This window comes from Anaerocolumna chitinilytica (genome assembly GCF_014218355.1).
GTDB classification, from domain to species: Bacteria; Bacillota; Clostridia; order Lachnospirales; family Lachnospiraceae; genus Anaerocolumna; species Anaerocolumna chitinilytica.
In genome coordinates, this window is the sequence record NZ_AP023368.1 from 2,940,267 (window position 1) to 2,955,731 (window position 15,465).

Sequence of the window (15,465 nt, forward strand, 5' to 3'; positions counted from 1 at the left end):
GTATGCTGATCTGGTGCGCTTCCCATAAACAAATGTTTAGAAAGGGATTCTACATTAGATGAGAAACATTAAATTAGTCCTTGAATACGACGGTTCCCGATACGACGGATGGCAAAAACAACCGGGAAACAATAAAAGTATTACAATACAAGATAAAATAGAATCTGTATTAAGTAAGATGGAAAATGAAACTGTTGAGCTGATAGGTGCAGCCAGAACGGAAGCAGGTGTACATGCTTATGGTCAGATTGCAAACTTCAAAACAAATACGGATATGAAGCTGTATGAGATTAAACATTACCTAAACCGTTATCTTCCAAGAGATATTGCAGTTCTTGAAGTATTTGAGGTACCCGAACGCTTTCACAGCAGTTTCAGTGCCAAATCCTTTCAGTATGTCTATAAGATAACCACCGGGGAAGTCCCTTCTGTTTTTGATCGCAAATTTAATTATTATTGTTTTCATAAATTAGATGTTTCTCTCATGAAAAAAGCAGCACAAACACTAATAGGTGAACATGACTTTAAAGCTTTTTCCGATAATAAACGAATGAAGAAATCTACAATTCGTAAGATGAGCAGTATTGAATTCAAGACAGGTATCAACAGCATTGATATTACCCTGACTGCCGATGATTTCTGGCCCAATATGGCACGAATCATTGTAGGAACGCTAATAGAAATCGGAGAAGGTAATATCGCACCTGAATATATGGAAGAGGTACTTTTAAGTGGTGATAGAAGCAAAGCCGGAGAAACTGCTGAGGCAAGAGGACTTTTCCTGTTGGATGTAAAATACGAATAATCATAATAAAATAAATTTAGCTAATGTTAAAAATTATTATCTAATGTTCTTATTACAGGAAGAATGGATTATCAATGACCAGAGTGAGGATGATATTTTTAATAAGCTAACCCCATCCCTTCCCTTTCAGATATATATATCCCTTTACTGGACAATACCAGTGAAGGGATATATATATCTGAAAGGGAAGGGTTATTTTTTATTTCAATTTCAATTTTTATTTCAATTTCAATTTTTATTTCAATTTCAGTTTTTACGCTGCCCTTTTTTACCGTTCATTCTTTAGAATTAACATTGAAGAATTCTGCAATAATACAATTAAATAATACTATGTCAGGTACACAGCCTTACATAGAAAAAAAGTTACACAGAGCCTTATACATCATACAGTACTAAACATTTTCTATTTGTTTTCGTGAATCAACTGTTTACTTTATTGTTATTATGCTATAAAATATAACTATTGTTTATTTGATAAACAAATACGAATTAACGGAGGTTGTCATGAAATTTACAGACGGATTTTGGTTGAAACGAAAGGGAGTTACTGTTTTTTCCCCTGCCGAAGTAAGAGACTATGTTATCAATGAAAAATCAGTTATCTTATATGCTCCAGTAGTAAAAATCAATCACAGAGGGCAAACTTTGCAAGGCCCTTTGCTTACTCTTGAGATTAGTTCTCCTAGCTGTGACATCATAAAGGTAAAATCCCAGCACTATATAGCAAAACTTCCGGTGTATCCGACTTTTGAGTTAAACTCAGATGATGCATTTGTTCCAGAAATCGTAGAAAGCGAAGATGAAATCGTTTTAAAAAGCGGTAATACATCCGTAACCATTGTAAAAAAAGACTTCTCATTAAGTTTTTATTATGGAGACAAGCTTCTTACCAAGAGTGGAAATGGACAAATGGGCTATATTACGACTGATGATGGTCCTCACTTCCGTGAACAGCTGGATCTTGCTGTAGGAGAGTGTGTATATGGACTTGGTGAACGTTTTTCTGCTTTTGTAAAAAATGGACAGAGCGTTGATATCTGGAATGAAGACGGCGGAACCTCTTCAGAACAGTCTTATAAAAATATTCCCTTTTATGTAACTAACAAAGGATACGGTATCTATGTAAACCATCCTGAGAAAGTATCCTTTGAAGTTGCCTCCGAAGCGGTATCAAGAGTACAGTTTAGTGTTCCCGGTGAAAAATTAGAGTACTTTGTAGTTGGCGGAAATGGCTTAAAAGAAGTAATTAGTAATTATACTGCTTTAACCGGAAGACCTTCATTGCCACCGGCCTGGTCCTTTGGTCTGTGGTTGACAACTTCTTTTACCACCAATTATGACGAAGCTACCGTATCTTCCTTTGTAGACGGTATGGCTGAGAGAGATATTCCTCTAAGAGTATTCCATTTTGATTGTTTCTGGATGAAGGAGTACGAATGGTGTAATTTTGAATGGGACAATGAAGTATTTCCTGACCCTGTAAATATGATAAAGCGATTGAAGCAAAAAGGTCTTAAAATATGTGTTTGGATCAACTCTTATATCTCCCAAAAATCCAAATTGTTTGATGAGGCTGCTGAAAAAGGATATCTTATCAAACAAACTAACGGGGAAGCCTGGCAATGGGATTTGTGGCAGCCTGGTATGGGGATTGTAGATTTTACAAATACAGAGGCCTGTAAATGGTTCGCCAGCAAGCTGCATGCCCTTATTGATATGGGTGTAGATTGCTTTAAAACGGATTTTGGTGAAAGAATTCCTGTAATAAATGCTGTTTATAGCAATGGTGCGGACCCTGTTAAAATGCATAACTATTATACCTATCTTTACAATAAGGTGGTTTATGAGGTACTGGAAGAGAGATTTGGTAAAAAAGAAGCAATCCTTTTTGCCAGAAGTGCTACAGTAGGTTCCCAGAAGTTCCCGGTGCACTGGGGCGGAGACTGTGTTTCCAAATATGAATCCATGGGTGAAAGCCTTAGAGGAGGATTGTCTCTTTGTATGTCAGGCTTTGGTTTCTGGAGCCATGATATCAGCGGCTTTGAAAATACCGCTTCACCTGACCTCTATAAGAGATGGTCTGCTTTTGGTCTTTTATCCACCCACAGCAGACTTCACGGAAGCAGTTCTTATCGTGTGCCCTGGTTATTTGATGAAGAATCTGTGGATGTAGTACGCTATTTCAGTAAATTAAAATGCAGCTTAATGCCATACCTCTATGGTGTTGCCACTGAAACTGCTAATACCGGCGTTCCGGCAATGCGTTCTATGATACTTGAATTTACAAAGGACAGAGCCTGTGATTATCTGGATACCCAGTATATGTTAGGAGATTCCTTACTTGTAGCACCTGTTTTCAGACCTGATGGAACCGTTGATTATTACCTTCCCAAAGACCCAAGTAAGGGAAGCAGTCTTTGGACTAATTTCTTAACCAATAAGCGTGTAGAAGGCGGGACTTGGCAATATGAAACTCATGATTTTATGAGCCTTCCCCTTATGGTAAGACCAAATTCCATTATATCGGTCGGCAATAATGAGAATGTGCCGGATTATAATTATCTTGATGGTACTGTGTTACATGTATTTGAGTTATCGGATTTCGAAGCTGCAACCACTATTGTTTACGATATGGAGGGAGAAGCGAAAGGAACAGTAAAAGCTGTAAAAGAAGGAAATAAGGTTACCCTTTCTGTGAACGGTCTAGAAAATTACTCTGTAATTATGAGAAATATTGAAAAAATTGGTGAATTAAACGGTGCTATACTGGAAGAAAACAAACTGGGAGTAAAACTTATCCCTCAAAAGAATAATACAGAAGTAAGTTTTATTATTTTATAATACCCGCTTCATCGCATAATTTTAATTACCAAGAATATAAGACAAGGGCTAAGCTTAAATCAGCTTAGTCCTTGTTTTTTATCAAGATTATATAACAATTCTTTATGTAAAATTGAACTTCATAAATGGAATACAGCCATAAGCCCCACCCAGCATCAGTCCCATTTTTTCATAGAATGCTCTTAAGGTTGGATTATCATCTGTCATTAATATAACTTGATATACCTCCTTGTATTTATTTAACGCCTTCTTCATAAGCGCAGAGCCTATACCCATGTGCTGATAATCTTTTAATACAAGTAAATCCTGTATATAAACAATCGTATATCCATCACCTACAATACGCAGTATACCTACAAGTTTATCATCAGACCATGCGGTTAAAACATACATGGAGTGATGATACGCTTTTAAGAGCAGCTCTTCATCTTTGGTATAATTACTCCATCCTGCATCGTTATAAAGCGTAAGTAGATCAGGTAAAGCTGGTATTATATTTTCTTTTAAATTGTAGTTCATCCAAAAACTCCTCTGATTAATAATTATGATGTGATTCTCCCAAATTTGTTAATACGTATTAATTGAATTTCTTTATCAATGATACTTTTTACAGACTTCATTATTTTACCATGATTTTTTGAAAATAAATAGATTGGTAGAAAAAGAATTAAAATAACTCCTGCCATCTTTATAACCTTAACAGCATCTAAAATTTGAAAGCTGAAATTATCTTTTATAAAATCATGGATTTTTGCAGGAAAAACAAGTATAATATAGTCCTTATGACCTAACATATTCGGGTGAATTATATTATTATATTAAGATTATTATCGACAGCATACAGAAGGGAAAGACATAAATGATTGTTTCAAAGCAGGAATTACAGCGTTTATTAAAAGTAGAACAAGACTATGAAAACAGTTTGTATTTGATAGAGGAATTAAGTAACAATTTTGATAAAAGTAAAGCACAGTTAGTAAAGCGGGAGCAGGAAAACAAACAACTTCAGCAAAAAGCAGCTTATTTACAAGGGGAGATATCAAAATATAATGAGATTACTACTGAAATTGAGGAGTATGTTAAAGAAAGAGAAAAACAGCTTACCAATTTAAGTCAGGATGTAATGGATTATAAAGCAAAAATATCATCCATGCTAATTGAAAAAGAAAGTCTATCAGCTATTATCCAAGAGCTCCAAATGGATATTCATTCTCTGGAGGAAAAGCAAGACCAGCATGAGACTGCCTTAAAAGCCGACAGAGAAGAATTGGATGAAAAAGACAAGCAAATTAATGAATACATAAAACTATTGGAAGAGGCTAAGCTTATTTTTTCTGAAAAAGAAAATGAGATTGAAAGGCTTTTAATAAGTTCAAAAGAGAATGAAACAAAGCTCGAAGAAAAAACATCTATACTAGAAAGTAAACTCTTACTTATTCAGGAATTAGAAACAAATGCAGAAGTAAACAAGAGCTCATTCATAAAGTTACAGACCCAATTGGAAGAAATTCAGCAGGAGATGCAAGAAGTTAAGCAAAACCATGCATCAATAACTTTACAGCTACAGGATAAAGAAGCTGAACTAGAAGTATCCAGAGAACAATTAGCTATTTCCAGAGAAGAGTATAATCGCAAGGCAGAAGAATATGATACTTTAAACACTCATACTCAGACTACTGAAAAGATTCTAAACAATCAAAAAGAAGAGATTAACAGTCTAACAGAAACTATACATACAAGTTCTCAGAAAATAGCAGAATTGACCTCTATATTAAGTATCACGGATAAAGAAAAATCTGATTTGCTGGGCCAGTTAGAGGGTAAATTTACAGAAGCCGAGGAGTTAAGGGCCAAAATTAAGGAGTTAAATGATCTACTGGAATTGTCTGGGGAAGAGAATCTTACAGTATCTAGTCAATTGGATACTGCAAAGAAAGAAGTTCAGAATCTTCTGGAGGAAAAAAGAATAATTTCAGAGGAATCTGAACAACAAATTAACTTATTAACAGAACAGTTCCAGCTTGAAAAATCCGAGCAGCAGTCGAAATATGAGCAAGAAATATCCAAGGCTTCTAATACTATAAAAGAACTTGAAGGAGAATTGGATTCAGCAAAAGCTGCCGCTATACAGGAATTGGAAGAGTATAAGGAATATGCTGAACAAGAAAGAATCATATATGAATCCCTTACCCAACAGAAATTAGAAGATTTCAGGAATCAGTTCGAAGAAGAAAAGAAAAAAATAAAGACCCAATCAGAGCAAGAACTTGGAGAATATATAAAACAGGCTGAGCAGGAAAAAGCTAATATTGAATTGCTTGCAGCACAAAAGCTGGAAGACTATCAAAAATATGTTGAACAAGAAAAAACTGATTTTGCGACCCTTACAGAACTGAAGTTTGAAGAATTTAAGAAAAAGCTGGAACAAGAAAAGATTGAATTAAAAGAGCTTGCAACCTTAGAGTTAAAAGAATATAAAAACCAGGCTGAGTTGGATAAAAATCTTATAAAGGAACAGGCTGAGAATAAATTAACGGAACTAAAGAAACAGACAATTATTGAACAGGAAAGAATATTTGACGAGTTTGAAAAAGAAAAATCATCTCTAGAAAAACAGTTATCCGATTCTAATAATGAAAAAGACAAATTGCAAAAACTACTCAATGCTGCAGAAGATTTCATCAGCGAACTCAATCAAAAACTTAACCTGCTGGAGGATGTGAATCATTCTTTACAAATGGATAAGGAAGAGTTAAAAGAACTTAATGAAACTGAAATAAATGTTCTGCGTAAAGAATTCGAAACTGAAATAAATGTTCTGCGCAAAGAATTCGAAACAGAAAAAACTTCTTTGCAGACTCAATACACGAAGCAACTCAATCATCATATAGAACAACATGAAATAGAATTAATGGAACTTAAGAAGGAATACGAGGAGACACTTTCCGTAATAGAACAGCAACAAAATCAAATAGATACTCTTCAAACTTCCGGAAAAGAACTTTCAGAAGAGGTACTGAGACTTCAGGAATATGAATTATTAATAAAAGAAAAAAATGAACAGCTCGAACAAAGAAAACAGCATGTTTATCGATTAGAACAAAAGCTGCATGAGCTTCATCTGGAGGAGGAAAAGAAGGATGAAGAATTCAATGTAAAACTAGAACAGATAATGCAATTAATGAAAGAAAATGAGATATTATCCGAAGAAGCCAAGCAGTCTGAGGACTCTTATGAGTTATTACAGCATCAGCTTAAAGATCTGGAATCTGAGAGAGAGAGCTTATGGAACCAAATCAGGGAGAAAGAAGAGAAGATAAATCTTTTCACCCATAATTTAGAGGAACAGAAAGATAATTCATTTGAGCAATATAAAGCTTTAGCAAAGCAGAATGAAAAAATAGAAGAGCAAACAGAAGTAATACAGCAATTATATGATAAAAATAAGGATTTAGAAATCAAATATGCTTCCTTACTTACTGACTTTAATAAGTTACAATTAACTGCAAATAAATCAATTGAAGACACGGATTTAAATGAAGCGTTAATAGAAAAGGACAAACTCATTGATAATCTTGAAACACAAGTACTTGAAATGATGATCGAACTAGAGAGGAAGGAAGATAGGGTAGTATAAGATATTCTTCCCTTTAAAAGAGTTCACTAAACCACAATTTGCACCAAATAAAAAAGTATGCCGGCAGCTCCAAATGACTCTGCTGACATACTTTTATATATTTATTCAACCGTTACGGATTTTGCCAGATTTCTTGGCTGGTCTACGTTTAATCCTCTATGCAGTGAAGTATAGTATGCTAAGAGTTGTAACACGACAGCTGCCGGAAATGGAGCATATTCATCCTTGATCTTTGGTAGAACTATATGATAATCATATATAGATGCTTCCGCTTCCTGATCCTCAACGGTAACTAATATTACAAAAGCATTCCTTGCTTTGACCTCTCGGATATTAGAAATCATCTTGGAATAAACTTTTTGCTGAGTCGCAAGTGCTACAACAGGAACTCCTTCTGTTACCAGTGAGAGAGTACCGTGCTTTAATTCCCCGGCGGCATAAGCTTCTGAATGAATGTAGCTGATTTCCTTTAATTTAATAGACCCTTCGCAGGAAAGTGCATAATCTAAACCTCTGCCGATGAAGAAAAGGTCTTCCTTATCTTTCACTTGTATGCTGATTTCTTCTATTATTTTATCCTGGGACAGCACTTCTTCCAATACTGAAACCGCATGCAGGAGCTGCTGCAGTTCATCTATGCAAGCATCCTTTTCCATTTTACCGGTTGCATAAGCAAATCGAAAGGCAAGGAGATAGAGGCAGGATAACTGCGCTGTATACGCTTTTGTACTGGCAACTGCAATTTCAGGACCGGCATGGGTGTAGAGAACATAATCACTTTCTCGTGCTATGGAGGAGCCTTTGACATTGACAATGGAGAGCGTTGCGGCACCTCTTTCTTTTGATAACTTCAGTGCAGCCAGCGTATCTGCAGTTTCTCCTGATTGAGATATTGTAATAACTAATGTCCCTTTATCAATAATAGGATCCTGATAACGGAATTCTGACGCAACCTCAACACTGACAGGAATTCGAAGGAGTTTCTCTAACATCATCTTACCGATAAGTCCGGCATGCATAGCGGTTCCGCAGGCTGTAATAATTATTCTGGATATACCATGGAAGAGGGAGTCCGGGATATTATCAGCAGTAAAATCCGGTAATTTGTTTTGAACTCTGGGCAGGATTGTATTTCTTAAGGATTCCGGCTGCTCATGGATTTCCTTTAACATAAAATGAGGATATCCGCCTTTTTTTGCTGCCGTCATATCCCAGGTAACATGGAGCATTCTAGGGCATACCAAATTACCATCAAGATCTGTCAATTTAACTTTATCCTTCATGAGAGTTACGATATGCATCTCTGGCACAACAAAATAATCCTTGGAATAATCAATCAGCGCAACCATATCTGATGCAATAATTGACCCTTCTTTTGTGTGGCAGGCCACAAGGGGACTGCTGTTTCTTAAGGAATAGATAACTTCCGGCTGATCGGCAAAGAGGATGCAAAAAGCATAAGCGCCTTCAATTAATTCAACGGTTTGCTTAATAGCCTTTATAGCATCTCCTTCATAAAGACTGTCAAGAAGAAGAGCAGCAATTTCCGTATCCGTTTGGGAGATGGGATTTCTGCCTTCTTTTTTCAATAGGAGTTCCAGTTCTCTATAATTTTCTATTATTCCATTATGAATTAATGTGACCTTTCCAGCGGTATGAGGATGTGCGTTGGTATCAGTAACCCCTCCATGGGTTGCCCATCTGGTATGACCGATACCGCAGCTGCTTTCTGCTTGTAATTCTAGGGTATCTAGTGCTTTCACCTTCTCAGCAAGATTAGACACCTTCCCGGTAGTTTTGATAGTATTAATGGTTCCCTGTTGATAAAATGCAATGCCCGCGCTGTCATAACCTCTGTATTCCAGGGTTGTAAGACCGTCAATCAGAACCTTCTTTGCCTCAGTATAACCTGTAAAGCCAATAATTCCACACATAATGTTTCTCCTTTATTCTATTTTCAAAGTTCTAATTATGAATTCATAGAAGGCGCAAACTTAAATCTAAGTTCAAGGCATAAATATAGCCTGAATATAGACAGTTTTTTGGCTTCCTAATTCAATTATCTTGGTATTGCCGCTGTTGTCCTTTAGTTACCCAAAGATTTTTCGACAATTCACACAGCCAAGCCTATGAGAGAGCATCCGCCGAACATTTCGCTAACTCTCTACCTCGTTAACCTCTGTATTTCTCCCAAAGAGGTACATGGCGCTAATTTAAACATTTCTGTTTGGAGAACCTTGGGCGGTCCGTTAATAGTTTCAGTACAAAATTATTATATGCTTACGACTCCTTTCTGTGCATAGATGTCAAGGATATGTACTAATCCCAAAAGTTACTTTAACATATTAACATTTATAATTGGGTAAGTCAACTTTTTGCTTTTGAATGTGAAAGAAAAAATAAAAGAGTAGTTTAATCCAGAAAAATACGGTTCTATAATAAATGTTGGGGTGTGTAAATAAAACACATTCCAACTTTTATTTTTATGTTTTATAATAAAAGAAACCTCCCTCGAAAATGCCGTCTACCAAACAACCACTTTCAAAGGAGGATCTCTCAATGCATTCTAATTGTACCAGAAAACTTTTAGGATTAGAAGATATTTTAATTAAAAATGTAATTCAAGCTGACTCTTTTGTCCGTATTTATATCGAAACAAAGCCATCGACACAGATCTGTCCTCATTGTGGCAAACAGACAAAACGCATTCATGATTACCGCTCTCAGACAATTAAGGACCTCCCATTTCAGCTTAAGCACACTTATTTGGTGTTGAGAAAGAGACGTTATTCCTGTAGTTGCGGGAAAAGGTTCCTCGAGAAATATACTTTTCTCGCTCCTTACAAAAGGCGTACCCTTAGATTGTCTTATAAAATCATCGACCTACTCAGGAATCTACGCAGCATGAAGTCCGTTGCTGTTGATACGAATGTTTCCGTTAGTACCGTTTCCCGGTTATTGGATACCATCAACTACTCCTCCCCTTCTGTTCCTGAGTGCATCTCAATTGATGAGTTTAAAGGTAATACGGATGCTGGAAAGTTCCAGTGTATTCTGGTAGATGCAAAGAAACATCGTATTCTTGATATTCTACCTGACAGAACTCAGAAGCATTTATCCGCCTATTTCCGTACATGGAACCGCACCCAAAGGTATCGAGTGAAGTTCTTTATCTGTGATATGTGGGAACCGTATGTAGACTTGGCGAAAGCCTATTTTCCTAATGCAACTATTATAATTGACAAATATCACTTCATTCGATATGTTACTTGGGCGATTGAAAATGTAAGAAAACGCCTTCAAAAGAAGATGCCTTCGAATTTGCGCAGGTACTACAAGAGAAGCCGGAAGCTGATACTTACAAGATATAATAAACTAAAAGAGGAGAACAAGAAGGCTTGCGATCTGATGCTACTTTATAATGATGATCTGAGGACTGCCCACCGACTTAAGGAATGGTTTTATGAAATCTGCCAGAGCGAGAAGTATAAGTATCAACGGGAAGGATTCTGGGAATGGGTGAAGACAGCTGAAAAATCAGGTATTCCCGAATTTGAAGCCTGTGCGAAGACTTATCGGAATTGGTCACAAGGTATTTTGAATGCCTTTAAGTACAAATATACCAACGGACCTACAGAAGGGTATAATAACAAGATAAAAGTATTAAAAAGGGTATCTTTTGGCATGAAGAATTTCGAGAGGTTCCGTACAAGGATTATACATAGTTCTATCTAAATAAAAAGAAGACGGCAGGAGGTTTATTTCTCATGCCCTAAAACATGGATTATAGACCAGTACATTAAAATAGCTCTAAACTCAGTGATGGAGTGGGATTCAAATGAATCCCACCCCCATCATTGACAAAGAGCCAAAAATACAGCAGCCGGGCTTCACCTTGATTCACTAGCTCAAAGTAAAACCTAACTGCTGTTACCAGGTTTCTAATTATTTTTTATTCGTTTTGAAAGAAAGCAAAGCCGCAGACCCCAGGTCCTGTATGAGTACCTACAACCGACCCTATAGGGCTTTCAATGAAGTCGTGCAGATTAAGGGTCTCTTTGTAATTATTAATAAAAGCTTTCATATTATCTTTTTTAGCGGAGTAACCAATACAGACTTCCTCATTTCTGTTGATTCCCTTATCCTGTGTAATGAGTTCAAAAAGCTTTGAGTAGCCGCCGGAAAGGCCTCTTGCTCTGGCTGCCAGGGATACTTCTCCATCCCTTACTTCTATAATCGGTTTAATATTTAGTAACCCCCCTGCAAAAGCACTCATACCGGATAAGCGTCCGCCTTTCTTAAGATATTCCAAGCTTTCAAGAAGGGCATATAATTTTACTTTTGTTTTGGTATTTTCTAGCTGAACTGCAATAGCTTCAGCCGACATCCCTTGATTTTTAAGGGTTATTGCTTTCCTCACGAGCAACTGAAGACCAAGAGTTACTGTCAAACTATCAACAATATGAATATCTTCATATTCCACCATATCTTTGGCAATAACAGCACTTTGATAGGTACCGCTTAACTTGGAAGAAATCGTAATCACTATAACTGAGTCACCTTTTGCCTTTGCTTCTTCAAAATAAGGAATATATTGCTCCGGTGCCGGTTGACTGGTGGTAGGTAGATTTTTAGAAATCACCAGTTTTTCATAAAATTGTTCATTTGTAATGTCTACGCCATCAAAATATTCTTGTTCATCAAAGATAACCCTTAAGGGTACAATAGTGATATCCAATTCTTTTGCCAAATCAAGATTAATATCCGAAGTAGAATCTGTAATTATTTTTATGCTCATTTGTCCTCCTTTGGACTGATAATTTTATGAAAGAAATTATTGAAAAAAATATGAAGCGTGGAGAGAGCAGTAGAGAGTGATTTCAACTCCTCTTCATTTAATTTGAGAGAAATCTCCTCTACCAGTTCTTTATGAAATGTATGATGGCTGTCATAAGCCTTTTCACCTAAAGGAGTGAGACATACTTTTACATACCTTTTATCTTCAGGTAGTTTCTGGCGAATAAGGTACCCTTTTCTCTCAAGGGTTTTTACGGAAGTAGTTAGTGTACTTGCTGTAACAGATAACTTAGCGGCTATTTCATTCATGGCATACAAGCCAGCACTGTTACCATCATAAACCGCTTCTATAACATGCATTTCATGAACAGATAGATTCTGGAATTCGTCCTTTGCCAAGGCAGCCTCTTCAAGACGGAGTAAATCATGAAATGCATCCACCAGAAAGCTGTTAATATTATCTTTATATTGTTCCATTTGGCTCCTTTCATGAAAAACGAGCGTATATACTTTGAACTTCAAAGTATTAACAGTCTATCAAACGGAATTTATTTTGTCAATATTAATTTGATATTCAAAGTATTTATTCTGAATAACTTTATTGAAATTAATTTGCTCTTTGGAAAATCTTTCATTATAATAAAGGTAGGTTCAGAAGGGGAGTGGTTTGCTGTTATACATAAATAGTATAGTCTTTTTGTGTACTCATAGATCAAGTTTAGAATATAAGTATAAACTTTTAATAACGCCACAGCTAGCGTAAGAATGAGAGGTAATTATGTCCGGAATTATTTTAGAGGGTGGAACCTTCCGCCCGATTTTTAGTGCAGGAGTTATGGACGCCCTGCTGGAAGAAGATGTTATGTTTCCTTACTGTATCGGTGTATCAGCTGGTATCAGCTTTGGAGTTTCCTATATTTCCAAACAAAAGGGCAGGAATCTTGAGGTTCTTTTAAAATGCAGAAAGGATAAGCGCTATATCAGCACAAGAAACCTTATAAAGTGCCGAAGTCTGTTCGGCTTGGACTTTGTCTATGATGAAGTGCCTAATAAACTCTTTCCCTTTGACTGGGACACTTTTCTGAAATATGAGGGCAAGGTATTAGTAGGCGTGACCAATGCCAAAACCGGTAAAGCTGAATATCTAAACGCTCTTGAGACAGATCGAAAATGCACCATTCTCCAGGCTACATGTGCCATGCCGCTTTTTTTTCCTGCAATCAATTGGAAGGAAAATCTCTACTATGACGGAGGCCTTGCAGATTCTATACCCATTAAAAAATCCATAGAAGACGGCAATCAAAAGAATCTGATAATCCTGACCCGACCCAAAGGATATTACCGAACCCTTGGCAGAGACAGTAAATTAGCCATGAGATTATTACGAAATAAATATCCTGAAATGGTTGAAGTAATCCGAAAAAGACCTGACATGTATAATAAAACCGTGGAGTATTGTGAAAAGCTTGAAAGAGAAGGTAAGGCGATAATCTTAAGGCCGGAATATAATGTTGAAAGTATGGAAAAGGACCTTGCCGCACTAGAGCGAAATTACAAGCATGGTTATGATATGGCAAAACGTCAGATGAATGAAATTAAGAAGCTCTTAGTTGAAGACTAGAAACATTGATGAGCAGTAGCTGATATTACGTACTTGTTGTTCATGTTAAATATCGTTTATATTCATGTATTGAAAAATAAAAGGGTATGCCAGGAACAAAAATATGAAAACTTCCTGACATACCGACTCTTATAAGTTTTAATTATGCACCTTTTGAGATTTCCTCTAATCGGTCAATAATGGGAAGATGCTGTGTACACAATTTTTCACATTTACCGCACTTAATACATTCAGCTGCTATTTCAGCAGGAATTCCCCAATGATATTTCAATCTATCAAACATATTGTTACCAAGAAGTTTTTCATTGTAAGCATCCATATATTTGGGGATATCAATATTCTTTGGACAGTGTTTACAGTAACCACATCCGGTACAGAGATTATTCAGAGCAACACCTCTGCTTTCATATTCCTCAAAGATTTCCTTTGCCGGTCTTTCTTTCAGATTCTCAACAGCCTTACAAGCATCATCAACATGTTCTTTTGTAGTACATCCTGCAAGGGTGATAGTAATTTCCTTATGTGAAGCTACAAAATTTAAAGCTGCCTGTGCAACGGTTAGATCTGTTCCTTCTGTAAGGTATTCAAAGGTCTTAGGGTTGCTTGGAATCAGACCTCCGCCTAACGGATTCATGACAACAACGCCCATTCCTTTTTCATAAGCAGCAGTAATACCGGTCTGACGGAATCTATAATTCAGAGCATTATAGCCAATTAACATACCCTTAAAGCGGTCAGTAGCTACAGCACCTTCTAAGTCATTTCCCTGCATATGGGAAGAAAAAACGATATTTCTTATCAGTCCGTCTTTTTTGGCTTCCTCAAAAAATCCATAAAGAGACTCACACTGGCTCTCGAAGGACTCCAGATTTAATAAGCACCATAAATGATAAAAGTCCAAATAATCCACCTTAAGACGACTTAAGGTAGTCTCAAGCCTGCTGCGAAAAGCATCCCTTGTAGCTTTTCCGCCAATAGTGCCCAGATTCATCTTAGAAGAAACATAATAGCTATCCCTGGGTAATTGTGAGAGTGCAATACCGGTTATGATTTCACTTTTATCATTGCAATAAAAAGGGGCAGTATCAAAGTAATTAATACCTTTCTCGTGTGCATACAAAGCAACCTCTGCACATTTCTCAAATCTCTCCGCCTTAACATCCTCATCATCATAACGCATGCAGCCCATACCAATAGCGGATACTTTCATATCCGTATTACCATACTGTTTATAATACATAGATTTCATACCTCCATAAAAAATTCTGACAGGCATTATGTAATAGAGCCTCCTCGTCAGATTATTCTGTTTCTTTATCATCCAGACAAGTATAACATAAGAAAAGAACATTCCTCAACTAAAATTTATTATACTTACTTCCAAACCCTTTTTATAGTAATGTATACTCGAATAAAAACAATAATGATGAGTCTTTCACAAAGGGACGGAAATTTACCCAAGGCAGAAAGACTTATGCGCTGGTTCCAAGGCGCATTCGTTCTTTCTGCCTTGGGTAAATTTCCTATAACCATTTTGGACAAGATTTTCAAGCTTATTTACAATTGAAGCAATTATAGCTATAGATATTTCAGTACACAGATGACGCAGGGGATTTCTTTCTGTTTGATCTTGAGAGGACCCTTAATGACACTTAAGGTACAGGAAACGTAACTAGGTAAAACAGTGCCATGTTTGAGCTTTGTAAAATACCGTTTCCAGTTATGTTCGGCGAGTTTGGTACTGTTTTACCTGTCAAGTTACGT

The 15,465-nt window shown here is 36.5% G+C and carries 10 protein-coding genes; 5 read left to right on the forward strand and 5 right to left on the reverse strand.

From position 1 onward, the window contains the following. Window positions 1–58: 58 nt before the first annotated feature. On the forward strand, window positions 59–805 hold the full coding sequence (gene truA, locus bsdcttw_RS12745) for a tRNA pseudouridine(38-40) synthase TruA (RefSeq protein ID WP_185255250.1): 747 nt from the start codon (window positions 59–61) through the stop codon (window positions 803–805). Window positions 806–1,309: 504 nt separating this feature from the next. Beyond that, window positions 1,310–3,646, forward strand: coding sequence for an alpha-xylosidase (gene yicI / locus bsdcttw_RS12750; protein WP_185255251.1), 2,337 nt, complete (start codon window positions 1,310–1,312; stop codon window positions 3,644–3,646). A 102-nt stretch (window positions 3,647–3,748) separates the two neighbouring features. On the opposite strand, the gene bsdcttw_RS12755 is transcribed toward yicI, so the two are convergent. Next, a complete protein-coding gene (locus bsdcttw_RS12755; RefSeq protein WP_185255252.1) occupies window positions 3,749–4,165 on the reverse strand; it encodes a GNAT family N-acetyltransferase in 417 nt (138 codons plus the stop codon). A gap of 340 nt (window positions 4,166–4,505) precedes the next feature. On the opposite strand from bsdcttw_RS12755, the gene bsdcttw_RS12760 reads away from it, so the two are divergent. Continuing rightward, on the forward strand, window positions 4,506–7,283 hold the full coding sequence (locus tag bsdcttw_RS12760) for a coiled-coil domain-containing protein (protein WP_185255253.1): 2,778 nt from the start codon (window positions 4,506–4,508) through the stop codon (window positions 7,281–7,283). A gap of 101 nt (window positions 7,284–7,384) precedes the next feature. Here the strand turns inward: bsdcttw_RS12760 and glmS are convergent, their stop codons facing one another. Beyond that, window positions 7,385–9,217, reverse strand: a complete 1,833-nt coding sequence (gene glmS / locus bsdcttw_RS12765; RefSeq protein WP_185255254.1) for a glutamine--fructose-6-phosphate transaminase (isomerizing) — start codon at window positions 9,215–9,217, stop codon at window positions 7,385–7,387. 625 nt (window positions 9,218–9,842) lie between these two features. Here glmS and bsdcttw_RS12770 point away from each other — a divergent pair. Further along, window positions 9,843–11,018, forward strand: a complete 1,176-nt coding sequence (locus bsdcttw_RS12770; protein WP_185255255.1) for an ISL3 family transposase — start codon at window positions 9,843–9,845, stop codon at window positions 11,016–11,018. A 217-nt stretch (window positions 11,019–11,235) separates the two neighbouring features. Here the strand turns inward: bsdcttw_RS12770 and bsdcttw_RS12775 are convergent, their stop codons facing one another. After that, window positions 11,236–12,081 carry a DegV family protein gene (locus tag bsdcttw_RS12775; protein ID WP_185255256.1) on the reverse strand — a complete coding sequence of 282 codons (846 nt, stop codon included), beginning with the start codon at window positions 12,079–12,081 and terminating at the stop codon, window positions 11,236–11,238. After that, a complete protein-coding gene (locus tag bsdcttw_RS12780; RefSeq protein ID WP_185255257.1) occupies window positions 12,078–12,557 on the reverse strand; it encodes a MarR family winged helix-turn-helix transcriptional regulator in 480 nt (159 codons plus the stop codon). Before bsdcttw_RS12780 ends, bsdcttw_RS12775 begins: the two co-directional genes overlap by 4 nt. A gap of 301 nt (window positions 12,558–12,858) precedes the next feature. Here bsdcttw_RS12780 and bsdcttw_RS12785 point away from each other — a divergent pair, with 301 nt between their 5' ends. Continuing rightward, the gene (locus bsdcttw_RS12785) at window positions 12,859–13,701 is read left to right on the forward strand and encodes a patatin-like phospholipase family protein (RefSeq protein ID WP_185255258.1); all 843 of its coding nucleotides are present in this window, start codon (window positions 12,859–12,861) and stop codon (window positions 13,699–13,701) included. A 142-nt stretch (window positions 13,702–13,843) separates the two neighbouring features. Here the strand turns inward: bsdcttw_RS12785 and bsdcttw_RS12790 are convergent, their stop codons facing one another. Further along, window positions 13,844–14,941 (reverse strand): aldo/keto reductase, encoded by a 1,098-nt coding sequence (locus tag bsdcttw_RS12790; RefSeq protein WP_185255259.1) that lies wholly within the window; start codon window positions 14,939–14,941, stop codon window positions 13,844–13,846. Window positions 14,942–15,465: the final 524 nt, after the last annotated feature.